This is a genomic window from Nocardioides bruguierae (assembly GCF_023554635.1).
Taxonomy (GTDB): domain Bacteria; phylum Actinomycetota; class Actinomycetes; order Propionibacteriales; family Nocardioidaceae; genus Nocardioides; species Nocardioides bruguierae.
On the sequence record NZ_JAMJPH010000035.1, the window covers coordinates 50,137 to 75,348 of the forward strand.

Sequence of the window (25,212 nt, forward strand, 5' to 3'; positions counted from 1 at the left end):
GCGCGCGGCCCGCGCCAGAAAGCTGCTGCCGACTCACCGCCGAGTCGGCAGCACGTCACTGCCGACTCGGCGGAAGGCGAGGCTTGGGGGGGCTTGGGGGATCAGGCGGGGTGACGGCGCCCGCGGAAGCCGGCGACGGTGCCGAGGCCGAGCAGCAGGACCAGGACGCCGCCGGTGCCGGCGACCAGCCAGCGCTGCAGGGTCCAGTGGCCCACCCAGCTCCACGGCAGCGCCCCGGGCGCGACGGTGGAGGCCTTGAGGGGGCGGTCCGGCTGCTGGAGGAGTCCGCCGGCCACGGAGAGCGTGGCGCTCAGCTCGGGGTCGGTGCGGATCAGCGGGGTGTACTGACCGCCTCCCACGGCCGCGACGGTGCCGCCGCCGGCCGAGGTGGAGGACACGAGGACCCGGGAGCCCACGGTCGTCATGACCCGTCCGCCCCCGGCCTGGGCCGAGCGCAGTGCGCGCGTCGACGCCGTGCTGCTGCTGCCCTTCTCCGCGTTCACCCACGTGATGGCTCCGTCGTCGGTGACGGAGAGTCCCAGCAGCGGGGTCTCGGACGCCTCCGCGACGTCGGGGGCGCCGTCGGCCACGACGGGGACGCGCCCCACGATCGAGACGCGGCCGCCCACGCTGCTGGTGGTCCACTCCTGCGCTGCGTCACCGGAGAAGGAGACCCAGGCCCCCGAGGGCGACCACGCGAGCTGGGTGGCCAGGGCGGCGACGCCCGTCGGCAGGTCGGGGGTCAGGTCGGTGGTGGTGACCTCGCCGGTGCGCAGGTCGAGCACCGCGACGCCGCTGGCCACGGTCGTCGGGGCGTCCGCCTGCGCGTCGAACGGGGCCGGCGGCTCTGACCAGGCGTAGGCGAGCCGCGACCCGTCGGGCGAGAGTGCCAGTGCCGGCTGCACGGCCGCGGTGGCGGTGGGCTCGCCACCGACCCAGCCGGGCAGGTCGAGGGCGCGGTACCGCCCCCACGGGTCGACGGTCACGACCACCGAGGTGGCGTCGTCGGTCTCCTGCGCCCAGGCGGCGCCCTGGACACCGACGGCCAGGGTTCTCGCGGGCTCGGACAGGAGCGAGTCGGGCACCGCGACGAGCGTCCTCGGGACCCCCGCGCGTGCCTGCTCGGGCCGGTCGTCGACGCCGAGGGAGGCCAGCCAGAGCGCCATGCCCACGACGAGGACGCCTGCGAGCAGCGGCAGCCGCCCCCGGCGCATCCCGAGCGTGAGGACGCCCGCCAGGAGGTAGACGCCCACCAGGCCCAGCGCCGCCCAGTACCAGGGCAGGCCGGTGTCGGTCGTGGGCCAGGTGGGCTCGGTGACCTGCACGCTGGTGCTGGCCAGGTCGGCCGCCACGGCGGTGAGCCCCTCGGGCACCGTGGCAACCTCGGTGACCTGGACGGTGCCGTCACCGGGGTCCAGGGTCAGGTCGAGGAGCGTGGCGGGGCCGGCGTGGTCGGCCGCGTCGAGCGCGCGGACCAGCACGTGGCCGGCGCCGTCGGACAGGCTCCCGCCCACCACGGTGAGGGCGAGGTCGTCCAGGCCAGGGACGGGGACGGCCGCTGCCGTGGTCAGCAGCCGGTGTCGCACTGTGCCTCCGGTCCGGCCGCGGGCGACGGTGTCCATCACGACCCCGGCCGTCGGGTCGACGGCCAGGGGGAACCGGCCGTTCGGGGCGAGCGACAGCGCGGTGGTCTCCCCGTCGCGGGTGGTGCTCAGGACCGCGCGGCGCGTCGCCGTGACGGCGGTGCCGTCGTCGTCCACCGCGACCTCGAGGTCGGTCAGGTCGGAGCCGCGCTGCGGCACCCGCCAGGTCTCGCCGGTGGCGGTGTCGACGACGCCGGAGACCTCGGCCGCGCGGGTGGCGTCGGCGGTGCTGGTGAAGCCGGCGAGGGCCAGGTAGCGCCCGGACGGGGACCACGCCCACTGCTCGACGGTGAGCCCGTCGGTGACGTCGGTGCTGACGACGGTCACGTCACCGGTGACCAGGGAGGCGAGGCGGACGTCGCCGCGGCCGCCCTCGACGGCCCTCCCGGACCACGCCAGCGTCGTGCCGTCGGGCGAGAGCGTGACGTCCTGCCCGCTGCGCCACGTCATGCCCGGCGGCTGGAGCACCGCGTAGGAGCCGTCCTGGGCGGAGACCGCGACGACGCCGTGGTCGACCCGCTCGATCGCGGCGGTGACCCCCACGGCGAGGTCGGCGGTGGTGAGGGCGTCCAGGCTCTCGACCGGCACCTCGAGGACGGTGGAGGGGAACCCGCCACCGGGCCCCGCGGGGTCCACTTCGTCGGGCTGGGAGAGCAGGGGCAGGCCGGTGACGGCGGCGGCCAGCACCAGGACGGCGGCCACGACCCCGCCGATGCGCACCGCGACGTCGCGACGGTGCGCCCGGCGACCGCCCGCCCAGGTGGCCTCGACGTCCGGGTGCAGGTCGGGGGCGTCGTGGGAGAGGCGCTCCAGCTCGGAGCGCAGGTCGGTGGGGCTCACTGGGCACCTCCGGGGGAGGGGGTGGAGCCGACCAGGTCGGCCAGCTCCGGCGCGACCACGCGGATGCGGGTCAGCGCCTGGCGGGTGAGGGACTTCGCGGTGCCGGGCCGGATGCCCAGGACGCGCGCGGTCTCGACCTCGGTGAGGTCCTCGTAGAAGCGCAGCACCAGCACGGTGCGCTGGCGTGAGGTCAGCCGGCCGAGGGCCTCGGCCAGGGTCAGCCGCACCTCGGGGTCGGCCTCCGGCCTCGCCGGGCGGTCGCCCGCCGCGTCCAGGCCGTGCTCGACCACGCCCTTGCGGCGCCGCCACCAGGAGATGTTGGTGGTGTACATGATCCGGCGGACGTAGGGCTCGGGATCGCCCTCGATCCGGTGCCAGGCGCGGGCGGCCTGGAGCACGGCGTGCTGCACGAGGTCCTCGGCCGCGTGGGCGTCCTGGGTGAGCAGGTACGCGGTGCGCGACAGCGAGGCGGTGCGTGCCCGCACGAACTGCTCGAAGTCTGCTTTCGAAGTCACGACGACCCCCTTCCACCCCTCACTACGCAGGCGAGGGTGCGGACGGGGGTCGTCGCGCGGAGAATTCTTCGAATGTCCTGAGCGGGGCGGACGTCGGGGACGTCCGCACGCTCAGGGGTGCCGACCGGTGGGTCAGCGGGCGCGCTTGGCGAGGCGCTCGAGGTCGAGGATGACCACGGAGCGCGGCTCGAGGCGCAGCCAGCCGCGGCTGACGAAGTCGGCCAGGGCCTTGTTCACGGTCTCGCGGGAGGCGCCGACCAGCTGGGCGAGCTCCTCCTGGGTGAGGTCGTGGTTGACGTGGACGCCGTCGTCGGCGGTGCGGCCGAAGCGGTCGGCGAGGTCGAGCAGCGCCTTGGCGACACGGCCGGGGACGTCGGAGAACACGAGGTCCGCCACGACGTCGTTGGCCTTGCGCAGGCGGCCGGCCAGCTGGGCGAGGAGGCCGCGCGCCACGACGGGGCGACCCTCCAGCCAGCGCAGCAGGTCCTCGTGCGAGAGCGAGGCGAAGGAGCAGTCGGTCACCGCGGTGACGGCGGCCGAGCGCGGGCCCGGGTCGAAGAGCGAGAGCTCACCGAACATCTGGCCGGGGCCGAGGATCGCGAGCAGGTTCTCGCGCCCGTCGGTCGAGGTGCGGCCGAGCTTCACCTTGCCGTCGAGCACGATGTACAGCTTGTCGCCGACGTCGCCCTCGTGGAAGAGGACCTCGCCGCGGCGCAGCCGGCTCTCGGTCATCGAGGCGCGCAGCGCCGAGGCTGCCTCGTCGTCCAGCGCACTGAACAGGGGCGCTTGACGCAGTACGTCGTTGTCCACCAGGGACCTCCCACTCGCTTCTTCTCCGGGACCCGTCCCAGGACGGGCCACAGGCATCCTATCGGTGCCGGCACGGACGCAGGCGTCCGCCTCGCCGATCAGACCACCTCGCAGCCGTTCGGACTGCGAACCGGTCGGTGCCGACTGGAACGTGCCAATCACCATGATGTCAGATGTCTGTCAGGTGCGTGGTGTCGTCGGCCGCTCCTCGCCGGGGAGCGGGGAAGGCCGGGCTGTCACCGGTGTCTCGTACGCTCGGGGGCGTGGCGCAGCAGCAGGAGAACACGCAGGGGACGACGGCCCGCCGGCGCGCCCCCAAGGCCTACTCCACCGCCGGCGAGACCGAGCTCGGCCTGGTGCGCCGGGCCCGGCGCATCCACCGCGTGCTGGCCGAGACCTACCCCGACGCGCACTGCGAGCTCGGCTTCGAGGACCCGTTCCAGCTGCTGGTGGTCACCGTGCTCTCCGCGCAGACCACCGACAAGCGCGTGAACGCCGTCCGCCCGACCCTGTTCGCCGCCTACCCGGACCCGCGCGCGATGGCCGCCGCGGACCGGGAGACGCTGGAGGGGATCGTCGGGCCGCTGGGGTTCTTCCGCGCCAAGACCGAGTCGCTGCTCAAGCTCTCCGCCGCGCTCGTGGCCGACCACGACGGCCAGGTGCCGGCGCGCCTGGAGGACCTGGTCAAGCTGCCCGGCGTGGGCCGCAAGACCGCCAACGTCGTGCTGGGCAACGCCTTCGACGTCCCCGGGATCACCGTCGACACGCACTTCGGCCGCCTGGCCCGGCGCTTCGGCTGGACCGAGGAGACCGACCCCGTGAAGGTCGAGCACGCCGTCGGTGCGCTGTTCGAGAAGCGTGACTGGACGATGCTCTCCCACCGCCTCATCTGGCACGGCCGGCGCCGGTGCCACGCCCAGAAGCCGGCCTGCGGCGCCTGCCCGGTCTCGCGCTGGTGCCCGGCGTTCGGCGAGGGCCCGGTCGAGCCCGAGGCCGCGGCGAGGCTCGTGCGCACCGAGGGCAGGGCGTGAGGCGCTCGCTCGCGGGCGCGGCGGCGGCCGTCGTCCTGCTGGTGCCCCTGCTCGCCGCCTGCGCACCCTCCTCCACGGGGGAGGACGACGGCACGGCCGCGGACGGGCAGGTCGTCGACGGCTCCTCCATCGACGTCGACACCCGCGCGCTGCGGGCGCAGCGGGCCGAGGTCGGCCTGGAGGACTGCGTGCCCGGCACCGGAGACGGCGCGGTCGAGGGCGGCCTGCCCGCGCTGACGTTGCCCTGCCTCGGTGGCGGAGACGCCGTCGACCTGGCCGACCTGCGCGGCCCGCTGGTCGTGAACTTCTGGTACTCCACCTGCGGCCCCTGCCGCGCCGAGCTGCCCGTGCTGGCCGAGTTCCACGACCGGCACGGCGACGACGTGCCGCTGCTCGGCGTGGACTTCAACGACCCGCTGCCCGAGGCCGCGCTGGAGCTGCTCGCCGACTCCGACGTCACCTACCCCTCGGTGGCCGACACCGACGGCGCGGTGCTCGCCGACGACACCCTGCGGATCGTCGGCTTCCCGACTACGGCGTTCGTCGCCGCCGACGGCACCGTGAGCTACGTGCAGGCCGGCGAGATCGAGTCCGTCGACGAGCTCGAGCAGCTCGTCGCCGACCACCTCGGGGTGGACCTGTGAGCGGCGTGGAGTCCCCCGTCGTCGGCCCCGGGGGCGCGGACGAGGCGGCGCAGCCCTTCCCCGCGTGGCTGGAGCCGGTGCGCACCGCCACCGAGCGGATGGCCGCCGCCGACCTGACCCGCTACGTCCCGCCCGCGGACGGCAGCGCCCGGCCCGGCGCGGTGCTGATGCTCTTCGGCGAGCGCGCCGGCGCCGACGTCGACCCCGCCGACCCGCTCGCCTGGCGCGAGGCCGGCGAGCTGCTGCTGACGGAGCGGGCCCACGACATGCGCTCCCACCCCGGGCAGGTGTCCTTCCCCGGCGGTTCCCTGGACCCCGGCGAGGGCGTCGAGGAGGCCGCGCTGCGCGAGGCGCAGGAGGAGGTCGGGCTCGACCCCGGCTGCGTGCAGGTCTTCGGCCGGCTGCCCGAGCTGTGGCTGCCGCCGTCCAACTTCGCCGTCACGCCCGTGCTGGGCTGGTGGGCGGTGCCCAGCCGGGTGCGGATCGCCAGCGAGGGCGAGGTGCACGCCATCCACCGGGCGCCCCTGGCCGAGCTGGTCGACCCCGAGCACCGGCGGACCGTCGTCCACCCCAGCGGCTACCGCGGGCCCGGGTTCCTCATCGGCGACGACCACGACGTGGTGCTGTGGGGCTTCACGGGCGGCATCGTCGCCCGCCTGCTGGACTTCCTGGGCTGGGCCGAGCCGTGGGACACCTCCCGCGAGGCGGGGCTGCCCGACTACATGCTGGCCGCGGACGAGGCCACGCGCCGGCGCTCCCGGCTGCTCGACATCGAGGACGACCTGTGAACGCGCTCGACTGGGTGCTGGTGGTGCTCGCGGCCACCTACGCGCTCTCGGGCTACTGGCAGGGCTTCATCACCGGCGCGTTCGCGACCTCCGGGCTGCTGCTCGGCGGGCTGGCCGGGGTGTGGCTGGCACCCGTCGCCCTCGGCGACGTCGGCCCCTCGCTGCTGGTCTCGATCGCCGCGGTGTTCATCGTCATCGCCTGCGCCTCGGTGGGCCAGGCGGTGCTCCAGTGGACCGGGGCTCGCGTGCGCAGTCGCGTCACCTGGCGACCCGCCCGGGCCCTCGACGCGGTGGGTGGAGCGGCGCTCTCGGCCGTGGCGGTGCTGCTGGTGGCGTGGGCGCTCGGTGTCGCGGTCTCCGGCACCCGCATCCCGGGGATCACCGCCCAGGTGCGCTCCTCGGCGGTGCTCGCCGAGGTCGACCGCGTGCTGCCGACCTCGGCCGACAACGCGCTCGACGGGTTCAACACCCTCGTCGGCGCCAGCGTCTTCCCCCGGTACCTGGAGCCGTTCGCGACCGAGGACATCGTGGCCGTCGGCCCCGGCGACGACCGCGTGCTCAACCGCCGCGGCGTGGTCGCGGCGGCCGGGTCGGTGGTCCGCGTCACCGGCGTCAACCGCTGCGGCGAGGGCGTGGAGGGCACGGGCTTCGTCTACGCCGACGGCCGCGTGATGACCAACGCCCACGTCGTCTCCGGGATCACCGACCCCGACGTCGCCATCGACGGCGAGGCCAGCCCCGGCACGGTGGTGCTCTACGACCCCGACCTCGACGTCGCGGTCATCGCCCTGGACACCACCGGCACCACGCCGCTGTCCTTCGCCGACACCTCGGTCGGCGACACCGTCGCGATCGCCGGGTACCCGCTGGACGGCCCCTACGACGTCCGCGCCGCCCGCGTGCGGGCCGAGCAGCGGCTGCGCTCGCCCGACATCTACGGGGACGGCGCGGTGCTGCGCGAGGTGTACTCGCTGCGCGGGCTCGTGCGCCCCGGCAACTCCGGCGGCCCGGTGCTCGACAACACCGGCGACGTGGTCGGGGTGGTGTTCGCGGCGTCGGTGACCGACTCCGAGACCGGCTACGCGCTCACGGCCGACCAGGTCGCCCAGGCCGCCGAGCAGGGCCGCTCCGCCTCGTCCGCCGTGTCCACGGGGGACTGCGCCGGCTGAGCCGGCCCAGGGGGCGGTCCGAGCGTCAGGCCTTGCCCTTGAGCGCCTGCGGGATCTCCTTGCCCTGGGCGATCGCGCGCTCGGGGGCACGGACCTTCTTCACGCTGCGGATGCCCGCGAGGACGAGCCCGCCGATGATCAGCGCGTAGGCGCCCACCACGATGAGGAACGACCACATCAGCGGGAGGCCGTGACCGTCCCAGTTGATGAACAGGGCGATGGTGATCGAGAGCAGCACGAGGAACAGGCACGCCAGGAACGCGGCGGCGGCGAACATCGCCACGCCCATCCCGCCGAACTTGGCGCTGATCTTCAGCTCGCTCTTGGCCAGCTCGATCTCCTGCTTGACCAGCAGGGAGAGGTCCCGACTGGCATCGGCGACGAGCTTGCCGATGGTGGGATCGGTGTCCTTGACCGGCTCCATGGCGACCAGGTGCTCCTTCTCGTCGACGACGTGCAGGTCGACACTATCGGTTCCCCGGGGCCCTCACGGTGCCGGCCGGGTGAGGGGGCGGCGGGCTTTACCCGGTCACCGGGCGAGCACCCGCCCCGGGACTCACTCGTGGGGGTGGGCGTGCTGGTGGCGGCGGTGGTCCGGGTGCTCGTCCGGGTCCTGCGGCTCGCCCAGGTCCTCGAAGTCGCCGAGGGCGTTGCCCACCGTGCGCGGGTCCAGCACGTCCTGCGAGCGGTAGGCCGCCCGGGCCAGGACGTTGCTGCCGACCGAGGAGACGACGAGCGCCGCCACCACCGAGAGCACCGCGAAGACGATCTTCATCCAGCCTGTCGAGCCGTGGCCGAAGGACTGCACCGTCACGCCGATGATCACCAGCGGCAGGCCCAGGCCGGTGGCCGGGCTGAGGTTGTTGATCCGGCTGATCGCGTCCCCGGAGCGCAGCATGCCGATCGCGGAGAGCAGGAAGAACAGCGAGCCCAGCAGCAGCAGGACCCCGCCGACGATCTCGAGCGGGCCGTTCATCGGCTGCCCCGCGAGAGCATCCGCGCCAGGGCGACGGTGGCGAGCACGCCCGAGAGCGTGCCGAGCAGGGCGACGTCGAGCAGCACCGCCGTGCGGCGCATGACGCCGGTGACGAGGAAGATCGACAGCGCCGTGAAGAACAGCATGTCGCCCAGCGTGGCCCGCGAGGCGTCGTCGGTGCCTCGGGCGATGGCCACGATGGCGATGAGGAACGCGAGGCCGAGGACGGCCACGGCCGCGACGGCGAGGACGGTCATGCCTCGGCCCCCCGCCCGGTGACGGCCGCGCGGCCGCGGGTCGCGGCCAGCACGTGGTCGCGCATGGTCTCCAGGTCGCGCACGAGCGCCTCCTCGTCCTCGCCGAAGAGGCCGTGCACGAAGGCCGCGCGCGGGCCCTGCTCGGTCTCCGGGGCGATCCCGAGCACCAGGGTGCCGGGGGTGATGGTGATGGAGCTGGTCAGCAGCGCCACCTCGACGTCGGTGAGCCCGGCCACGTCGAGCCGCACGATCCGTGGCTGCTGGGTGCTGCGCGGAGTCATCACGTCGCGCGCGAGCACGACGGAGGAGACGAGCAGCTGCCAGATCAGCCAGGGCGTGTAGACGACCAGGAGCCGGAGCAGGGTCAGGGCGGTCACGGGGCGGTCACCGCCTCCACGTAGGCGGACAGGTCGAGCAGCCCGTCGGCGGCCTGCTCGGTGATCGAGAAGACCAGTCCGGGGGCCACGAAGAGCACCAGGGACGCGGCCAGGAGCACCGCGGCCGGCACGACGAAGCGCTGCGGCGCCCGGGTGCCGGGCTCCACCTCGCTCGCGCAGGGGTGGTCCTCCTTGCCGGCCGACGGCATCTCCTCCAGGGGCGGGCCCCAGAAGGTGTGCCGCCACAGCCGGACCATGGAAAGCAGCGAGCCGACGCTTGCGACGATGACGACGCCCATGACGATCGCCCGCTGCGGGTCGTCCAGCCCCGCGGCGGCGCGCACGACGCCGACCTTCGCGAAGAAGCCGGACGACGGCGGGAAGCCGACCAGCGACAGCATCGCCAGGGCCATCACGATCGCCAGGAACGGCTCGCGCCGCATCAGGCCGGAGAGCCGGGTGAACTCGCCGGAGCGGTACACGTGCTCGATGGCGGCGGCGCCGAGCAGCAGCGAGCCCATCACCAGGATGTGGTGGAGCATGTAGAACAGGCCGGAGGCCAGGCCGAGCCGGGTGCCGATGGCGAGGCCGAGCAGGATGTAGCCGACGCCGGCGACCATCTGCCAGGACAGGTTGCGGCGCACGACCCGCTCGCCGAGGGAGCCGTAGCCGCCCACCAGCATGGTCACCAGGACCAGCGCGAGGGCGAGCCACACCCAGTCGGAGAACCCGCCCAGCACCACGCTGACCACGCGGAACAGCGCGTAGATCGCGACCTTGGTGTGCAGCGCCGAGAACAGCGCCATCACGGGGGCCGAGGTGGCGGGGTAGGCGCGCGGCAGCCAGCTGTGGAACGGCACGAGCCCGGCCTTCACCGAGAGCGCCAGCAGCACGGTGGCGACGGCCAGCCGGTAGCGCGGGTCGTCGTGGTCGGCCCCGGCGAGCACGGCCATGTTCACCGAGCCGGCCACGCCGTAGACGAGCCCGACGCCGATCAGCAGGATCGTGGAGGTCACGAGGTTGACCACCACGAACAGCCGGCCGATGCCGAGGCGGCGCCACGTGCCGGTCATCGCGATCAGCGCGTACGAGGGCAGCAGCATGACCTCGATGAAGACGAACAGGTTGAACAGGTCGCCGGTGAGCAGGGCGCCGTTCACGCCGGCCACGAGCATCAGCGCCAGGCTGGGCAGGAACCGCAGCCGCGCCTCGCCGCTGAGCCAGGCGAAGGCCAGCACCACGGCGCTGGTGAACCCGGTGACGGTGATCATCACGGCGGCCAGCGTGTCCGAGACCATCGGGATCGCGACGCCCGGCACGAAGCCGCCGACCTGCTGCACGACCACCGGGTCGCCGGTGCGGTGCTCGACCAGCAGCCACACGCCGGCGGCTGCCGTCAGCAGCGGCACCACGACCGAGAGCGGACGCACCACGCGCCCGGGCAGGACGACGCCGACGGCGGCCGCCAGCAGCGGCACCGCGACGAGGAAGGGCAGGACGGCGCTCATGCGGGGCGCTCCTCGGTCTCGCCGGTGCCGCGCTCGTGGTCGTCCTCGGGGCGGGGCTCGGTGTCGGGCATGACGTAGGTGTCGTCGTTGCCGCCGAGCCGGGCGAGGGCGAGCATCAGCACGGTCACCGCGAGGGTGATCACGATGGCGGTCAGCACGAAGGCCATGGGCAGCGGGTCGGCCACGCCGGGGCCCTCGTGCAGGGGCTCGCCGCGCCAGGCGGAGACGCCGGCGGCGAGCAGGATCAGGTTGGCCGCGTGGCTGAGCAGGGTGATGCCGAAGACGATGCGCACCAGCCCGGGCTGGAGCAGCAGGTACACGCCGCCGGCCACGAGGACCGCGATGGTGAGGGGCAGGACGGTCATGCGTGCTGCTCCTTGCTCTCGGTGGTCTCGGGGCTCTCGGTGCTCTCGGCGTCCTCGGCCGCGGGCTTCTCGTCCGCGGGCAGCTCCGTCCAGTCGCCGACCTGCTCCCGCTCCCGCAGGCCCCCCGTCCGCGGTGTCCGCGGTTGTGGCCGCGGCCCGGGCGTGAAGGCCGGGGTGACCGGCTCGGTGCCGAGCAGGTCCAGCGCGATCAGGACGAGGCCCAGCACCGCCGCGTAGACGCCGGCGTCGAAGATCATCGCGCTGGAGAGGTGCTGGGAGCCGACGTAGGTGTAGAGCGGCGCCAGGAACGAGGAGTGCTCCTGCGACAGGTAGCCCAGCAGGCCGGTGAGGATCGCGACGCTCACGCCGCCGCCCACGAGACCCAGGTGCAGCCGGCGGGTGCCGACCGCGCGGTCCGTGGGCCGGGCCAGGTAGACCAGCGTCAGGGACGCGGCGCCGACCAGCGCCGCGATGAAGCCGCCGCCGGGGGCGTTGTGGCCGCGCCAGAAGATGACCGCGGAGAGCGCCAGCAGCACCGGCAGCAGCACCCGCAGCAGCAGCTGGAGGGGGCGCAGGTTGGCCTGCGCGTCCTCGAGCGCCGCGGCGGCCCGCTGGTCCCGGTCGGAGTCCAGCGGCCGCAGCCCGCGGTGCGGGGCGCTGCGGCGCAGGGTGTGCTCGGGCACGGTGGCCAGCACCGCGATGATCGCGACGCCCGCCATGCCGAGCACGGTCAGCTCGCCCAGGGTGTCCAGCGCACGGAACTCCACCAGGATCACGTTCACCAGGTTGTGCGCGCCGGTGACCTCGTACCCCTCGTCCAGGAAGTACTGGCCGGTCTCGGCGATCTCGCGGCGGCCGGTGAGCACCCAGGTGCCCAGGCCGGCGGCGGCGCCGGCGAGCAGGCCGAGCACCAGCGGCAGCCGCTTGCGGGCGTGCGCCCGGTGGGCGAAGCGCACCGGCAGGGAGCGCAGCACCAGCATGATGACGATGACCGTGAGCACCTCGACCATGAGCTGGGTCAGGCCCACGTCGGGGGCACCCAGCGCGAACAGCTGCACGGTGACCGCGATGCCCACGCCGCCGAGGTAGACGGCGGCGGTGACGCGGGAGTCGGCCCGGCACACGCCGATCACGGCCAGCAGCACCAGGAGGGCGACGAGGGCGTCCAGGGGCTCGAACAGGTCCGGCACCGTAACGGGCACGTCGGTGAGGGTCAGCACGCCGAGGCTGCCCAGTCCCATCAGCAGCGTCAGCACCGTGACGGGCATCAGGACGTGGCGGGCCGGCTGGTCCGCGGCGACGAGCCGGGTCATGAGGCTGCCGGCGCGCCAGGACAGACGGGCGAAGCCGTCGATGGCGCCGGCTCCGGACCAGGGGAGCAGCTGGCGCTCCACGCGCGGCCGCAGGCGCGTGCGCTGGGAGACGATCAGGGCGCCGGCCACGATCACCAGCACGGTGGTGACCAGCTCGGGGGTGATCCCGTGCCACAGCGCCAGCTCGTAGGCCTCGTGGTGGACCATCGCCTCGACGGCGCGGTCCAGCGGCAGCTGGAGCAGGAACGGTGCGAGACCGAGCGGCAGGCCGAGCCAGATCGGGAACATGGCGGGCACCAGCAGGGGAGCCGGGGCCTCGTGGATGCCCTCGGTGTCGCGCTCGCCGTCGATGAACGCGCCGAAGACGATCTTGGCCGAGTAGGCGAACGTGAGCACGGCGCCGATCGCGAGGCCGACGAAGGCCAGCGGCCCGGCCCACGCGGGGCCGGTGGCGGTCAGCATCGAGCCGAGCAGCATCTCCTTCGAGACGAACCCCAGGAAGGGCGGGACGCCGGCCATCGCCGCGGTGCCGACGACCACCGTCCAGAAGCTCACCGGCATCGCCTTGCGCAGCGCGGGCAGGCGGCGGATGTCGCGGGTGCCGGCCTCGTGGTCGATGACGCCGACCATCATGAACAGGCCGGACTTGAACAGGGCGTGCGCGACGGTGTGGATCAGCGCCGCGGTCAGGGCCTTCTCGGTGCCAATGCCGATCGCGGCGGTGATGTAGCCGAGCTGGCTGACGGTCGAGTACGCCATCAGCTTCTTCAGGTCGGTCTGGGTGAGCGCGAACAGGCCGCCCATCGCGGCGGTGAACAGGCCGACGACGGTGAGCAGGACGTTCCAGGCGGGCACCGCGTGGAACGCCTCGGAGAAGCGCAGCATCAGGAAGATGCCGGCCTTCACGACGGCGGCCGCGTGCAGGTAGGCGCTCACCGGGGTCGCGGCGGCCATGGCGTCGGGCAGCCAGGGGTGGAACGGGAACTGCGCGGCCTTGGTGAAGCCCGCCACCGCGACCAGCACGGCCACCGACGACGTCAGCAGGCCGTGGTCCTCCCACACGTCCGAGCCGAGCGCCTCGCTCAGGCTCGTGGTGCCGGTGGTGACGATGATGATGACGACCGCGACGAGCAGCGCCAGGCCGCCGATGAACGTCATCAGCAGGGTGCGCTGGGCGCCCGCCTCGCCGCCCTGGCCGGCGTTCGCGATGAGCAGGAAGGACGCCAGCGACGTGATCTCCCAGCACAGGAACAGCAGCACCAGGTCGTCGGCGAGCACCAGGCCCGCCATGCCGAGCGCGAACGTCGTCATCCACAGGTAGAAGCCGAGGTTGCGTCCCTGCGGCAGGTAGGCGGCCGAGTAGGCCATCACCACGATGCCGACGACCAGCACGATCGCGAGGAAGACGAGGCTGAGCCCGTCGAGGCGCAGCGCCAGGTCGACGTCCAGCGAGGGCACCCAGGAGTACCGGGCCGTCACCTCGCCGCCGTCGAGGACGGTCGCCGCGCTGGGGATCATGAGTGCCGCGATGACGGTGTACGCGGGAGCGACGGCCCAGCCTGCGCGTCGGCCGACCACGTGGGTCAGCGGGACGACCAGCACCGGGACCGCGGCGAGCGCCACCAGCAGCCATACCAGGGTCACGAGTGTCGGGGCTCCTGTTCGGGAGTTGGGGTCGACGGGGTCTGTGCCGACCAGACTTCCCGGCTCACCTGGGGGCCCACCCTACCGATCCGCCGGGCCCCTCCGGGGTGGTGGGGCAACTGCTGGACGGGTTCCGTCGGTACCCCGCTCGCGTCACCCGCGGCCGTGCCATGCTGAACCTGTGACCGCCCTCTCCTCACCGTCGACCCCAGGCCAACCCTGCGGCTGAGCCCTCGCTCCGGCGAGGCCCTCGGCCGTGCAGGGAAGCACGGGGCGCGCCCGCGACGGTCGCGTCCTCGACGACGCACGAGGAGACACGATGCTGGAGCTGTTCCAGGTCGAGCTGGTGCTCGACCGCCCGATCCCGGTGACCGACGAGGAGATCGACCTCCTCCTCGCCCGGCTGGAGTCCGTGACGATGGGCGCCGCCCTCTCGTCGGGGGCCGACGGCCGCTGCCGGGTCCTGGCCACGACGTGGGGCTTCGACCTCGCCGACGTGGCCCGCCGGGCCACCGATGCGGTGGGCCGCGCGCTCGCCGCCGACGTGGTGCAGGTGGACGTGGAGACCCACCGCGCCTGGTCGCTGCGCGAGGGCCTGCCCCTCGACCCGCGCGAGGAGCAGATGACGCGGGAGGAGGCCGCGGCGCTGCTCGGGGTGGGCCGCGCCGAGGTCGACGAGTGGCTGCCGAGGAGGCGGGGGCTGCGCCGGTTGCGGCGGACGGCGAGCGTCGACCGCGCCGAGGTCGGCAGGCTGCTGCGGGTGGCCGAGCGGCTCGCCTGAGCGCTGTACCGTGCGGGCGTGCTCGAGCTGAAGCATCTGCGCCTGCTCGCCGCGCTCGACAGGCACGGCAGCCTGTCGGGCGCGGCGCGGGAGATCGGCTGCTCCCAGCCGGCGGCCTCCCAGCAGCTGCAGTCGCTGGAGCGCAGCACCGGCACGCCCCTGGCGGTCCGCGGGCCCTCCGGCCTGCGGCTGACCGAGGCCGGTCGGCTGCTGGTCGAGCGCGGCGGCCCGGTGCTGGCCGCGGTCGCGCAGGCGGAGGCCGAGGTGACCGCGATCGCGGACCTGCGCGCCGGTCACGTGCGGCTCGCCGCCTTCGCCGGGGCGGTCGCGAGCCTCGTCCCGGACGCCGTCGCGCGGCTGCGTCGCCGCCACCCGGACCTGCGCCTCTCGCTCACCGACGCCGAGCCGCCGGACGCGGTGGCGCTGCTGCGCGCGGGCGAGGTCGACGTCGCGCTCGTGCACGACTGGGACGGGGTGCCCACGACCGAGGGGATCGCCGACCTCGAGGTCGTCCCGCTGCTGTGGGAGGACGTCCGCCTGGTGACGGCGGCCGGCGACCCGCTGGCGGCCACGCCGGGCCCGGTGCCGCTGGCGAGCCTGGCCCAGGCCTCCTGGATCGCCGGGTGCGAGCGCTGCCGCAGCCACCTCGTGGACGCCTGCGCGGCCGCCGGCTTCACCCCCGACATCACCTTCGAGGCCGAGGACCACGTCGCCGTCCAGAGCCTGGCCGCGCACGGGCTCGGCCTGGCGCTGGTGCCGGAGCTGGTGCTCACCGCCGTCCAGGTCGACGGCCTGGCCGTCCTCGACGTCGACCCGCCCGCGCGGCGCCGCGTCGGGCTCGTCACCACGCCCGGGATGGCCCGGGTGCCGGGGGTGCAGGCCGCCGCGGCCGCGTTCCTCGCCTCGGCCCACGCCCTGGCGCAGCGCTCGCCGGGCCTGAGCCTGCTGCCCGTGGCCGAGCTGACCTCGGTGCGCGAGAAGCCCGGCCTGGACGAGTCATAAGCAGACCGTCGGCGCCGTTACCGGCGCGACACCGCCGGGCGGGCGCGCGGACCTAGCCTCGCCGTGGCTCGCTGCCACGTCCCGTTCCCCGCTGCTGCACCGGAGTGACCCATGACCCGCATCGCCATCATCGGGGCCGGCGCCGCCGGCTCGGCCGCCGCCGACCGCCTGCGCTCGCTGCTGGGGGACGAGGCCGAGCTCGTCGTCCTCGAGGCCGCCGACCGCGTCGGCGGCCGCGCCCACCGAGTCGCGTTCGCGGGCGAGGTGCTCGAGGTGGGCGGCACGCTGATGCACTCCAGCAACCGCCGGCTCCTGGACGCGGCGGCGCGGGTGGGCCTGGGTCCGGCGACCGACGAGGTGGCGCTGGGCGACGAGACCCGGGCGATCGGGGTCTGGGACGGCCGCCGGATGCTGCTGCGCGCCGGCACCAAGGGCTGGCGGTTCCTCGCCGCGCTGGTCGCCCGCTACGGCCTGGGCAACCTGCGGCGGCTGCACCGCGAGGCGGTCACGCACGTCGAGGCGTGGAACCGTGTCTACGACCTCCAGGACGCGGGCGCGTGCTGGCCCGACGTCGCGTCGCTGCTCGACGCGCTCGGCCTGGCCGGGGCGGCCGACGCCCCGCTGCGGGCGCTCGCCGACCGCGCGGGCATCTCCGCGCGCACCACCGACGAGCTGGCCACCGGGGTGCTGCGCAACATGTACAACCAGGACGCCGCGATCGGCGGGTTCGCCGGCATCGTGGGCCTGGCCGGTGCCGGCCTGGCGGGCGGCTCCCTGTTCTCCCTCGGCGAGGGCAACGCCACCCTGTTCGAGCGGCTGCTCGCGCAGGCGGGCGCGGAGGTCCGGCTCGGCACCCCGGTCACGGCGGTGAGCGCCCGCGACGGGCGCTGGGAGGTCCGGTGGGACGGCGGCGGCGAGACGTTCGACGCGGTCGTGGTCGCCACGCCGCTGGTCGCCAACCCCTCCGGTGCCGACCCGGGCCTCGCGGGGATCGCCTGCGAGCGTCTGGCCCCGTGGGCCGTGGCCGCGGGCTACCGGCGCGTGCACGTCACACTGGTCGAGGGCAGGCCCGCCCCGGCCGGGCTCGACGGGCGACCCGTGCCGTGCACGCTCTTCACCTCCGGCGGCGAGGACTTCACCTCGCTCGGCCTCGTCGGGCACGCGGCCGGCTCCGGCCTGCCGGTGTACAAGTTCTTCTCCCACGAGGCGCTGACGGACGACGTCCTCGACCGGTACGTCCCGGCTCGCCGCGACGTCGCGCGCCTCGCCTGGGACGCCTACCCGGTGCTGGAGCCGGGCGCGGCGCAGCCGCCGTTCCGGGTGGCGCCCGGCCTCTACCTGGCGACCGCGCTCGAGGCGGTCGTCTCGACGATGGAGACCGAGTCCGTGAGCGCCTGGAACGCCGCCGCCCTGCTGGCCGCCGACGTGCGCGCCGGAGCGCCGGTCGCATGACCACGCTGGCCCTCCTCCCCGGGATCGCGCTGCTCGCCTCGGACTACACCGCACTGGCGGACGAGGTCCGCACGCTGCGCCCCGGGTGGCGGGTCGAGGTGCTCGACGCCCTGGACGTGCCTGTCACCGACCCGGTGGCTCACCTGCGCGACCACCTGGGCGAGCGCGACCTCGGGGAGCCGGTGGTGCTCGTCGGGCACTCGCTGGGGGCGCTGGCCGCCGTCGAGTGGGCCGCGACCCGGCCGGGCGAGGTGGCCGGCCTCGTCCTGCTCGACCCCTCGGACCCGTGGGGCGACGTCGATGCCCGCCTGCTGCCGGGCGGCCCGGTGCACCGCCTCGTCCGGCGGTGCTTCTCGCTGGTCACGAGGGTGCCCGTGGCCGCTCGGCCCCTCGGCCGGTCGGCGCGCGCCGGCATCCTGGCCGCCTCGGGGGAGGAGGAGTGGGCTCCCCGCGACCTGCTCGCCCGCCGCTACGGCACCCGCGCCGGGGTGCTGTCGGTGTGGGACCAGCTCTGCGGCCGGTTCACCCAGCTCGGCCGCGTGGCGCCGCTGGTCGAGCGGGTGGTCGCGCCCGCGACCGTGCTGCTCGCGCACGCGCCCGACGAGGACCCCGGGGCGCACCCGCTGGTCGCGGCCCTGGGCGCGGCCGTCGTGCCGGTGGCGGGCACCCACTGCTTCCCGTGCGTCCTGCCGGCCGAGACCGCGCGGTTGGTGGTCGCAGCCGTCGACCGGGGCTAGGGCCTCCGGTGGGGTGGTCTCGACGTGCGTTCGTCGCCGGGGCTCCGCACTGCTCGACCACCGGGGCAGGCTGCTCGATGACCGGGCGGACCGGAGACAGCAGGACGCCGGCGGGGGAGTGCCCCGCCGGCGTCCCGTGGTGTGCCGCCCGTGTCGACCGGAGCCCGTGGCCGACGCGGGCGGGGTCTCAGCTGCTGACGGACTTCAGGAACTCGATGGCCGCGGGGTCGGCCAGGGTCGAGGTGTCACCGAGGTCGCGCTTCTCCGCGACGTCGCGCAGCAGGCGGCGCATGATCTTGCCGGAGCGGGTCTTCGGCAGCTCGGGCACGATCATGATCTCGCGGGGGGTGGCGATCGGGCCGATCTCCTTGCGCACGTGCGCCCGCAGCTCCTTGACGATCTCCTCGTCGGCCTCGCCCTCGGCGATCGCGGAGTCGCGCAGGATCACGAACGCGCAGACGGCCTGGCCGGTGTCGGCGTCGGTGGCGCCCACGACGGCGGACTCGGCCACCTTCGGGTGCGAGACCAGCGCCGACTCGATCTCCGTGGTGGAGAGGCGGTGGCCGGAGACGTTCATGACGTCGTCCACGCGGCCGAGCACCCAGATGTCGCCGTCGGCGTCCTTCTTCGCGCCGTCGCCTGCGAAGTAGTAGCCCTGCTTGGCAAAACGCGACCAGTAGGTGTCCTTGAACCGCTCGTCGTCGCCCCAGATGGTGCGGAGCATGGACGGCCACGGCTGGGTCAGCACCAGGTAGCCGCCGGAGCCGTTCGGGACCGGCCGGCCCTCGTCGTCCACGACCTCGGCGCCCACACCGGGGATCGGGGTCATCGCGGAGCCGGGCTTGCCGGCGGTGACGCCCGGCAGCGGCGAGATCATCACCGAGCCGGTCTCGGTCTGCCACCAGGTGTCGACGACGGGCGTCCTGTCCCCACCGATCACGTGGCGGTACCAGACGTAGGCCTCGGGGTTGATCGGCTCACCGACGGAGCCGAGCACGCGCAGGCTGGAGAGGTCGCGGGCGTCCGGGATCTCGCGGCCCTGCTTCATGAAGGAGCGGATCGCGGTGGGCGCGGTGTAGAAGAGCGTGACGCCGTACTCCTCGATGATCTGCCACCAGCGGCCCCGCTCGGGGCTGTCGGGCGTGCCCTCGTAGAGCACCTGCGTCGCGCCGTTGGCCAGCGGACCGTAGACGATGTAGCTGTGCCCGGTGACCCAGCCGATGTCGGCGGTGCACCAGTAGACGTCGGTCTCGGGCTTGAGGTCGAAGATCGCCCAGTGCGTGTAGGCCGAGCCGGTCAGGTAGCCGCCCGTGGTGTGCAGGATGCCCTTCGGCTTGCCGGTGGTGCCGGAGGTGTACATGACGTAGAGCGGGTGCTCGGAGTCGAAGGCCTCGGGCGTGTGCTGGGTGGAGGCCTTCTCGACGCTCTCGTGCCACCACACGTCGACGGAGTCGTCCCAGGCGACGTCCTGGCCGGTGCGCTTGACGACGAGCACCTTCTCCACACGGTGCCCATTGCTGGCCGTCTTGGTGCGGGCCTCGTCGACGGCCGGCTTGAGCGCGGAGGGCGCGCCGCGGCGGTAGCCGCCGTCGGAGGTGACGACGACCTTCGCCTGGCAGTCCTCGAGACGGGAGGCCAGCGCGTCGGCGGAGAAGCCGCCGAACACGACGGTGTGCGGGGCGCCGAGGCGGGCGCAGGCGAGCATCGCGACGACGGCCTCGGGGATCATCGGCATGTAGATGGCGACCCGGTCACCGGTGGCGACGCCGAGGTCGGTGAGGGCGTTGGCGGCCTGGCTGACGAGGTCCTGCAGCTCGGCGTAGGTGATCGAGCGCTTGTCGTCCGCCGGCTCGCCCACCCAGTGGATGGCGACCTTGTCGCCGCGGCCCGCCTCCACGTGGCGGTCCACGCAGTTGTAGGCGGCGTTGATCGTGCCGCCCACGAACCACTTCGCGAACGGGGCGTCGCTCCAGTCGAGCACCTGGTCCCACTTCGTGGCCCAGGTCAGGCGCTCGGCCTGCTCGGCCCAGAAGCCCTCACGGTCCTTCTCCGCGGCCGCGTAGGCGTCGGCGGTGAGGTTGGCGTGCGCGGCGAGCTCGGCGGGCGGCTCGAAGCGACGGTCCTCGGAGAGGAGGTTGGCCAGGGTCTCGTCGGTCTGGTCGCTCAACGGTGTCATCTCCTGGAAATCGGGACGTGCGGGCTGGCGTGGGGCGGGCATGGTGCGCGGGACCCGTGCCACGAGTGTCCCCCGTCACACTAGGACGCAGGGAAAGGGTCGTCACGCGGGGTTGCCGTCACGTTGCCGTGACCGGCGGCTCGAGCAGGACGAGCGGTGCCCCGCCTCGTCCGTGCCTCCTCCACCGGGGAGGGGCGCGGACGGGGCGGGGCGGGTGGTGCTGCGGTGGTGCTGACGTGCGCTGCGGCAGCCGGCTCAGTGGCCGATGGGCTCGCCGCCGGCGTGCCGCTTCACCAGGTCGGTGCGACCGGGGTAGCGGATCTCCTCGACGAGCTCCTGCATCTCCTCCGACGGCGGCGGCGTCATCTTCGAGACCACGATGGTGACGGCGAAGTTGATCAGCATGCCGATGGTGCCGATGCCGGTGGCGGGGATGCCGAAGAGGCCCTCGGAGCCGCCGTAGATCGGGATCGTCCACACCATGTACGCGAAGGTGATGACGAGGCCGCTGATCATGCCCGCCGCGGCGCCGGTGGCCGTGGCGCGCTTCCAGAAGATGCCGAGCACCAGCGTCGGGAAGAAGCTGGCTGCCGCCAGGCCGAACGCGAGCGCGACGACCTGGGCCACGAATCCCGGCGGGTTCACGCCGAAGTAGCCGGCGACGATGATCGCGCAGGCCATGGCGATGCGGCCGACCATGAGCTGACGCTGCTCGGTCGCGGCCGGGTTGATCTTCTTGTAGTAGACGTCGTTGGCCACCGCCGAGGAGATGACCAGCAGGAGGCCGGAGGCCGTGGAGAGGGCGGCGGCCAGCGCGCCGGCCGCGACCAGGCCGACGATCGGCGCGGGCAGGCCGCCGATCTCGGGGGAGGCCAGCACGATGATGTCGTTGTTGATCATCACGTCGGTGTAGCTGAACGTCGAGGTCCCCAGGTCGGCCACCGGGCCGCCGGCGGCCGTGGTGATCAGCCCGACGTCGGCCCACTGGTTGAACCAGTCCGGCACCGTCGCCAGCGTGGCGCCGTCGAGGTCCTTCATGATCTGGAGCTTGGTGAAGGAGGCCACCGACGGAGCGGTGGTGTAGAGCAGCGCGATGAAGAAGATCGCCCACAGGGCCGAGTAGCGGGCCGCGCGGACGGACTTGGCGGTGTAGAAGCGGACGATGACGTGCGGCAGGCCGGCCGTGCCGAACATGAGGGCCGCGGTGATCAGCACCATGTTCGGCATCGAGATCTGGGTGAAGGCACCGGAGTACTCCGCCAGGCCGAGGTCGGCCTGGAGCCCGTTCAGCTCCTCGAGGATCGCGCCGAAGCCGATCTGCGGCAGCGGGATGCCGGTGACGCGGGAGGACACCGCGACCGCCGGGATCAGGTAGGCCACGATCAGCACGGAGTACTGCGCGACCTGGGTCCAGGTGATGCCCTTCATGCCGCCGAGGACGGCGTAGAAGAACACGATCGCCATGCCGATGATGACGCCGATCTCGGTGCTCACGCCGAGGAAGCGGGTGAAGACCAGGCCGACGCCGGCCATCTGGCCGGCCACGTAGACGAACGAGACGACGATCGCCGCGAGCACCGCCACGAGGCGGGTGGTCTCGGAGTACCGGTCGCCCACGAAGTCGGGCAGCGTGAACTTGCCGAACTTGCGCAGGTAGGGGGCGAGCAGCAGGGCCAGGAGGACGTAGCCACCCGTCCAGCCCATGAGGAACACGCCGCCCGCGTAGCCGTTGTAGGCCAGGCCCACGATGCCGGCCAGGGAGATGAAGGACGCGGCGGACATCCAGTCCGCGGCGATGGCTGCGCCGTTGGCCGGCGCGGGGATGCCGCCGCCCGCGACGTAGAAGCCGGCCGTGTCGGAGACGCGGCTGGCGTAGGCGATGTAGATGTAGATGCCGAACGTGATGATCGCGAAGATCAGCGTCCAGAGCTGGATCTGGCTCATCGGCGCGTCACCCCTCGTCCTCGGCCACGCCGAACTCGCGGTCGAGCCGGTCCATCCGCCACACGTAGATGGCGATGAGCGCGACGAAGGTGAGGATCGAGCCCTGCTGGCTGAACCAGAAGCCGAGCGGGAACCCGCCGACGACGATCTCGTTCAGCGGCTCGACGAAGAGGATGCCGGCTCCGAAGGAGACCAGCGCCCACACGGCCAGCAGCACGGCCATGAGCCGTAGGTTCTTGCGCCAGTACGCCCGGCGCTGCGTGTCATCCATGAATCCTCCTGAGCTCGACCGCCCACTCGCCCTCGAGCCGGTGCACGGGACCGACAGGCTGGTGACGTGGGCCACACGGGGGCGGCGACCGACGCATTGCAGCGGCCCCGCAACCTCGGCCGCAAGGGACTGACGTGACGCCGATCACAATCTGCGGTCAACGGCACCCTGCGTGCGCTCAGCGGACGTATTCGTCCGCTCCTGCTGCCGAACTGGGCCCGCGAGGGCCTGCCGTGACCGTTCGTCGCGTCCACCCGACCGCTCGTCGCGCCGCGGGTGGCCGTTCGGCCGCTCGACCTGAGCAGTCGCTCGCGTGACCTGCATCACCTGACCTACCGTCCCCGGCATGGCCACCACTGCACCCGCCGGCACCGCCCGCCCCGTCCGTCGCGGCGCCCACCCCGGGCGTCGTCTCCTGATGGGGGCGAGCCTGCTGGTGATGTTCGGGTCGTTCCTGCCGTGGATCGACACCCCCGTCGGCCTCGTGACCGGCATGCAGGGCGCCGGCCTGTGGACGTTCTACGCCGCCGCGCTCGGCATCGCCGGCGTGCTCGTGCCGTTCCGCTCGCTGGCGATCGCACAGGCCGCGGCCCTCGGCGTGGCCGCCGTGGGGCTGGGCACCTGGCAGCTGCTGCACCTCTACCTCTTGGTGGGACTCGGGGGCTGGACCCCCGGCCCGGGCATCGTCATGGTCATCGGTGGTGGCGTCGCCGCGCTCGGTGCCGCCTGGAAGCTCTGGCGACTGGTGCCCGCCGCCTGACCCGCCCCACTCGTCCGCCCCCAGGGGCGGCCCCTGGACGCCTGAACGGTCCGCGACGCTCCGGGTCGCGGACCGTTCAGCGTGTCGCAGCCCTCATGGTCCCGTCGCTCACGTTCGCGACCCCCGACCGAGACAAACCCTCTACAATCCGAGAGCACGTCGGTGCTGCCACGTGCGGGCTCCATCCGGGTCGGACCCCTTGCCTTGACCCGAGATCCGCGTCCGCCTGTCGCCGCGCTGCACGTCCGGGCCCGACCCCACGTCGGGCCCGGCGCTGTTTTTCCACCCCGTCACGGGCCGCCGGCGGCGTCCTCACGGCCCGTTCACGGGCCGTTGCCGCCTGTTCTTCACGGCGCCTTCACGTACGTGTTTGTGCAGGTGAACGGGCCCTCACGACCTCACAGGCCTCACGGCTGTGAGGTCCGTGAGGTCGTGAGTCGAAGTTGATCGCGAGGTGACGGGTTTTACACTGTGCTCGAAATCTGGGGAGCACATCGTGGTGTCACCAGCGCGGCCCAGCACCGGACGTCTTCAGGAGCCCGCGCCCGACCATCGCCCGCTCTTCCCGTTTCCAGGAGCCAACGTGACCACGTTGCAGAACCCGACGTCGGAGACCACTCCGACCACCGCCCGCCGCACCAAGCGCTGGATCTCCGACTGGCGCCCTGAGGACCCCGAGTTCTGGGAGTCCACCGGCCGCCCGGTCGCCCGCCGCAACCTCGTCTGGTCGATCCTCGCCGAGCACATCGGCTTCTCGGTCTGGTTCCTGTGGTCGATGAGCACCGGCTTCCTCGCCGCCGCCGGCTTCGGCTACGACGCCGAACAGCTGTTCATCCTGACCTCGGTCTCCTCCGCGGTCGGCGCGTTCCTCCGCGTGCCCTACACCTTCGCCGTGCCGATCTTCGGCGGCCGCAACTGGACCGTGCTCAGCGCGCTCCTGCTGCTGATCCCCACGATCATGTTCGTCGTCGCGGTCCAGAACCCCGAGACCTCCTACGCGACCTTCGTGCTGATCGCCGCCCTCTCCGGCTTCGGTGGCGGCAACTTCGCCTCCTCGATGGCGAACATCAACGCCTTCTACCCGGCCAAGGAGAAGGGTCTGGCGCTGGGCCTGAACGCGGCCGGCGGCAACATCGGCGTCGCCGTCGTCCAGCTGATCCTCCCCATCGTCATCGGTGCGGGCGGCCTCTGGGGCCTCATCAAGGGCGCCGAGACCATCCAGCTCGCGAACGTCGGCTACCTCTACATCGGCCTGTCCCTGGTCGCGGCCGCCGGTGCCTACTTCTTCATGAACAACCTCGAGGGCGCCCAGACCCGTCTCTCGGAGACCGCCACGATCCTGAAGCAGAAGCAGACCTGGATCATGTCGTTCCTCTACGTCGGCACCTTCGGCTCGTTCATCGGCTACTCCGGTGCCTTCGGCCTGCTCATCAAGCTCTACTTCTCCGGCACCTTCGACGGCGCCTTCTCCGGCTACACCTTCGCCTACTACGCCTTCCTCGGCGCCACCGTGGGCTCCATCTGCCGCCCGATCGGCGGCAGGATCGCCGACAAGCTCGGCGGCGCCAAGGTCACCCTCGGCGTCTTCATCCTCCAGGCCGGCGGCACGCTCGGCATCCTCTACTCCGTCTACCAGCTCGAGGCCGCCACGTCCCCCGAGGCCGTCGCCGCCAACGGCCAGGTCTTCAACCTCTTCCTCGCGACCTTCCTGTTCGTCTTCGCCATGACCGGCTTCGGCAACGGCTCGACCTTCAAGATGATCCCGGCGATCTGGAAGACCCAGGCCGAGCTCGACACCCCCGAGGGCGGCGTCAGCCGCACCCTCGCCCTGAAGAAGCGGGCCCTCGAGGCCTCCGCCGCGGTCGGCATCGTCTCCGCGGTCGGCGCCTTCGGTGGCTTCGTGATCCCGATGATGTTCGCCGCCCCGTGGGTCCCCGCGGACGGCAAGCTCGAGGCCGTGCAGACCGCCTTCTGGGCCTTCACCGCCTACTACGTGGCCTGCGCCGTCGTGACCTACGCGGTCTACATGCGCAAGGGCACCCCGCTGGCCGAGGCCAACGTCTGAGCCCACCCCTGCCGCACCGCAGTCCGAGGTCCACGCCTCACGCCGGACCCGGGTCGACGACGACCCGGGTCCGGCACCCCTCGTTCCCCGGTCCAGGGGGCACGAGCACCGCCCGCACCACGTACCGGCACCGCCCCGCTCCCC

The 25,212-nt window shown here is 73.3% G+C and carries 23 protein-coding genes; 10 read left to right on the top strand and 13 right to left on the bottom strand.

Annotation, left to right across the window (positions count from 1 at the left end; genetic code table 11):
- Nucleotides 1-101: 101 nt before the first annotated feature.
- From M8316_RS18740 to M8316_RS18750, 3 genes are all read right to left on the bottom strand, one after another.
- Nucleotides 102-2,483 carry a TolB-like translocation protein gene (locus M8316_RS18740; protein ID WP_250057154.1) on the bottom strand — a complete coding sequence of 794 codons (2,382 nt, stop codon included), beginning with the start codon at nucleotides 2,481-2,483 and terminating at the stop codon, nucleotides 102-104.
- Nucleotides 2,480-2,998, bottom strand: coding sequence for a SigE family RNA polymerase sigma factor (locus tag M8316_RS18745; RefSeq protein WP_250057156.1), 519 nt, complete (start codon nucleotides 2,996-2,998; stop codon nucleotides 2,480-2,482). The genes M8316_RS18740 and M8316_RS18745 overlap by 4 nt, the downstream gene beginning before the upstream one ends.
- 132 nt (nucleotides 2,999-3,130) lie before the next feature.
- Nucleotides 3,131-3,808: a Crp/Fnr family transcriptional regulator gene (locus tag M8316_RS18750; RefSeq protein WP_136569113.1), complete on the bottom strand. Its 678-nt coding sequence runs from the start codon at nucleotides 3,806-3,808 to the stop codon at nucleotides 3,131-3,133.
- Between the two features lie 353 nt (nucleotides 3,809-4,161).
- Here M8316_RS18750 and nth point away from each other — a divergent pair, with 353 nt between their 5' ends.
- The 4 genes from nth to M8316_RS18770 are packed head-to-tail and all read left to right on the top strand — an operon-like array spanning nucleotide 4,162 to nucleotide 7,440.
- A complete protein-coding gene (gene nth, locus M8316_RS18755; RefSeq protein WP_250057204.1) occupies nucleotides 4,162-4,839 on the top strand; it encodes an endonuclease III in 678 nt (225 codons plus the stop codon).
- A complete protein-coding gene (locus tag M8316_RS21250; RefSeq protein WP_250057158.1) occupies nucleotides 4,836-5,483 on the top strand; it encodes a TlpA family protein disulfide reductase in 648 nt (215 codons plus the stop codon). Before nth ends, M8316_RS21250 begins: the two co-directional genes overlap by 4 nt.
- Nucleotides 5,480-6,271 carry an NUDIX hydrolase gene (locus M8316_RS18765; RefSeq protein ID WP_250057160.1) on the top strand — a complete coding sequence of 264 codons (792 nt, stop codon included), beginning with the start codon at nucleotides 5,480-5,482 and terminating at the stop codon, nucleotides 6,269-6,271. Before M8316_RS21250 ends, M8316_RS18765 begins: the two co-directional genes overlap by 4 nt.
- Nucleotides 6,268-7,440, top strand: coding sequence for a MarP family serine protease (locus M8316_RS18770; RefSeq protein ID WP_250057162.1), 1,173 nt, complete (start codon nucleotides 6,268-6,270; stop codon nucleotides 7,438-7,440). Before M8316_RS18765 ends, M8316_RS18770 begins: the two co-directional genes overlap by 4 nt.
- A gap of 25 nt (nucleotides 7,441-7,465) precedes the next feature.
- On the opposite strand, the gene M8316_RS18775 is transcribed toward M8316_RS18770, so the two are convergent.
- The 7 genes from M8316_RS18775 to M8316_RS18805 form a co-directional block, all read right to left on the bottom strand.
- Nucleotides 7,466-7,864, bottom strand: a complete 399-nt coding sequence (locus tag M8316_RS18775; RefSeq protein ID WP_250057164.1) for a phage holin family protein — start codon at nucleotides 7,862-7,864, stop codon at nucleotides 7,466-7,468.
- 132 nt (nucleotides 7,865-7,996) lie between these two features.
- The gene (locus M8316_RS18780) at nucleotides 7,997-8,416 is read right to left on the bottom strand and encodes a monovalent cation/H(+) antiporter subunit G (RefSeq protein WP_250057165.1); all 420 of its coding nucleotides are present in this window, start codon (nucleotides 8,414-8,416) and stop codon (nucleotides 7,997-7,999) included.
- Nucleotides 8,413-8,673: a monovalent cation/H+ antiporter complex subunit F gene (locus M8316_RS18785; protein ID WP_250057167.1), complete on the bottom strand. Its 261-nt coding sequence runs from the start codon at nucleotides 8,671-8,673 to the stop codon at nucleotides 8,413-8,415. Before M8316_RS18785 ends, M8316_RS18780 begins: the two co-directional genes overlap by 4 nt.
- Nucleotides 8,670-9,050 carry a Na+/H+ antiporter subunit E gene (locus M8316_RS18790; protein ID WP_250057169.1) on the bottom strand — a complete coding sequence of 127 codons (381 nt, stop codon included), beginning with the start codon at nucleotides 9,048-9,050 and terminating at the stop codon, nucleotides 8,670-8,672. The genes M8316_RS18785 and M8316_RS18790 overlap by 4 nt, the downstream gene beginning before the upstream one ends.
- The gene (locus M8316_RS18795) at nucleotides 9,047-10,558 is read right to left on the bottom strand and encodes a monovalent cation/H+ antiporter subunit D family protein (protein WP_250057171.1); all 1,512 of its coding nucleotides are present in this window, start codon (nucleotides 10,556-10,558) and stop codon (nucleotides 9,047-9,049) included. The genes M8316_RS18790 and M8316_RS18795 overlap by 4 nt, the downstream gene beginning before the upstream one ends.
- On the bottom strand, nucleotides 10,555-10,923 hold the full coding sequence (locus M8316_RS18800) for a sodium:proton antiporter (RefSeq protein WP_250057173.1): 369 nt from the start codon (nucleotides 10,921-10,923) through the stop codon (nucleotides 10,555-10,557). The genes M8316_RS18795 and M8316_RS18800 overlap by 4 nt, the downstream gene beginning before the upstream one ends.
- Nucleotides 10,920-13,880: a DUF4040 family protein gene (locus M8316_RS18805; RefSeq protein ID WP_250057175.1), complete on the bottom strand. Its 2,961-nt coding sequence runs from the start codon at nucleotides 13,878-13,880 to the stop codon at nucleotides 10,920-10,922. The genes M8316_RS18800 and M8316_RS18805 overlap by 4 nt, the downstream gene beginning before the upstream one ends.
- Nucleotides 13,881-14,199: 319 nt before the next feature.
- On the opposite strand from M8316_RS18805, the gene M8316_RS18810 reads away from it, so the two are divergent.
- From M8316_RS18810 to M8316_RS18825, 4 genes are all read left to right on the top strand, one after another.
- Nucleotides 14,200-14,661 (top strand): hypothetical protein, encoded by a 462-nt coding sequence (locus M8316_RS18810; RefSeq protein WP_250057177.1) that lies wholly within the window; start codon nucleotides 14,200-14,202, stop codon nucleotides 14,659-14,661.
- An 18-nt stretch (nucleotides 14,662-14,679) separates the two neighbouring features.
- Complete coding sequence (locus M8316_RS18815) at nucleotides 14,680-15,663, top strand: LysR family transcriptional regulator (RefSeq protein ID WP_250057179.1); 984 nt, start codon at nucleotides 14,680-14,682, stop codon at nucleotides 15,661-15,663.
- Nucleotides 15,664-15,774: 111 nt separating this feature from the next.
- Complete coding sequence (locus tag M8316_RS18820) at nucleotides 15,775-17,115, top strand: FAD-dependent oxidoreductase (protein WP_250057181.1); 1,341 nt, start codon at nucleotides 15,775-15,777, stop codon at nucleotides 17,113-17,115.
- On the top strand, nucleotides 17,112-17,852 hold the full coding sequence (locus tag M8316_RS18825) for an alpha/beta hydrolase (protein ID WP_250057183.1): 741 nt from the start codon (nucleotides 17,112-17,114) through the stop codon (nucleotides 17,850-17,852). Before M8316_RS18820 ends, M8316_RS18825 begins: the two co-directional genes overlap by 4 nt.
- Before the next feature lie 187 nt (nucleotides 17,853-18,039).
- Here M8316_RS18825 and acs read toward each other — a convergent pair whose 3' ends face one another.
- The 3 genes from acs to M8316_RS18840 form a co-directional block, all read right to left on the bottom strand.
- Nucleotides 18,040-20,028, bottom strand: a complete 1,989-nt coding sequence (gene acs / locus M8316_RS18830) for an acetate--CoA ligase (protein ID WP_372490613.1) — start codon at nucleotides 20,026-20,028, stop codon at nucleotides 18,040-18,042.
- Between the two features lie 255 nt (nucleotides 20,029-20,283).
- Nucleotides 20,284-21,972, bottom strand: a complete 1,689-nt coding sequence (locus M8316_RS18835; RefSeq protein WP_250057186.1) for a sodium:solute symporter family protein — start codon at nucleotides 21,970-21,972, stop codon at nucleotides 20,284-20,286.
- A gap of 7 nt (nucleotides 21,973-21,979) precedes the next feature.
- Complete coding sequence (locus M8316_RS18840) at nucleotides 21,980-22,243, bottom strand: DUF4212 domain-containing protein (RefSeq protein ID WP_250057188.1); 264 nt, start codon at nucleotides 22,241-22,243, stop codon at nucleotides 21,980-21,982.
- A gap of 346 nt (nucleotides 22,244-22,589) precedes the next feature.
- On the opposite strand from M8316_RS18840, the gene M8316_RS18845 reads away from it, so the two are divergent.
- Entirely contained in the window at nucleotides 22,590-23,003 is a 414-nt protein-coding gene (locus M8316_RS18845) for a hypothetical protein (RefSeq protein WP_250057190.1), read from the top strand.
- A 583-nt stretch (nucleotides 23,004-23,586) separates the two neighbouring features.
- The gene (locus tag M8316_RS18850; protein ID WP_250057192.1) at nucleotides 23,587-25,068 is read left to right on the top strand and encodes an MFS transporter; all 1,482 of its coding nucleotides are present in this window, start codon (nucleotides 23,587-23,589) and stop codon (nucleotides 25,066-25,068) included.
- Nucleotides 25,069-25,212: the final 144 nt, after the last annotated feature.

Coding starts and splice junctions, on each gene's coding strand:
- M8316_RS18795 (WP_250057171.1), bottom strand. CDS start 10,558: ATGAGCGCCGTCCTGCCCTTCCTCGTCGCGGTGCCGCTGCTGGCGGCC.
- M8316_RS18840 (WP_250057188.1), bottom strand. CDS start 22,243: ATGGATGACACGCAGCGCCGGGCGTACTGGCGCAAGAACCTACGGCTC.
- M8316_RS18800 (WP_250057173.1), bottom strand. CDS start 10,923: ATGACCGTCCTGCCCCTCACCATCGCGGTCCTCGTGGCCGGCGGCGTG.
- M8316_RS18780 (WP_250057165.1), bottom strand. CDS start 8,416: ATGAACGGCCCGCTCGAGATCGTCGGCGGGGTCCTGCTGCTGCTGGGC.
- M8316_RS18810 (WP_250057177.1), top strand. CDS start 14,200: ATGCTGGAGCTGTTCCAGGTCGAGCTGGTGCTCGACCGCCCGATCCCG.
- M8316_RS18825 (WP_250057183.1), top strand. CDS start 17,112: ATGACCACGCTGGCCCTCCTCCCCGGGATCGCGCTGCTCGCCTCGGAC.
- M8316_RS18785 (WP_250057167.1), bottom strand. CDS start 8,673: ATGACCGTCCTCGCCGTCGCGGCCGTGGCCGTCCTCGGCCTCGCGTTC.
- acs (WP_372490613.1), bottom strand. CDS start 20,028: ATGACACCGTTGAGCGACCAGACCGACGAGACCCTGGCCAACCTCCTC.
- M8316_RS18820 (WP_250057181.1), top strand. CDS start 15,775: ATGACCCGCATCGCCATCATCGGGGCCGGCGCCGCCGGCTCGGCCGCC.
- M8316_RS18775 (WP_250057164.1), bottom strand. CDS start 7,864: ATGGAGCCGGTCAAGGACACCGATCCCACCATCGGCAAGCTCGTCGCC.
- M8316_RS18845 (WP_250057190.1), top strand. CDS start 22,590: ATGGCCACCACTGCACCCGCCGGCACCGCCCGCCCCGTCCGTCGCGGC.
- M8316_RS18835 (WP_250057186.1), bottom strand. CDS start 21,972: ATGAGCCAGATCCAGCTCTGGACGCTGATCTTCGCGATCATCACGTTC.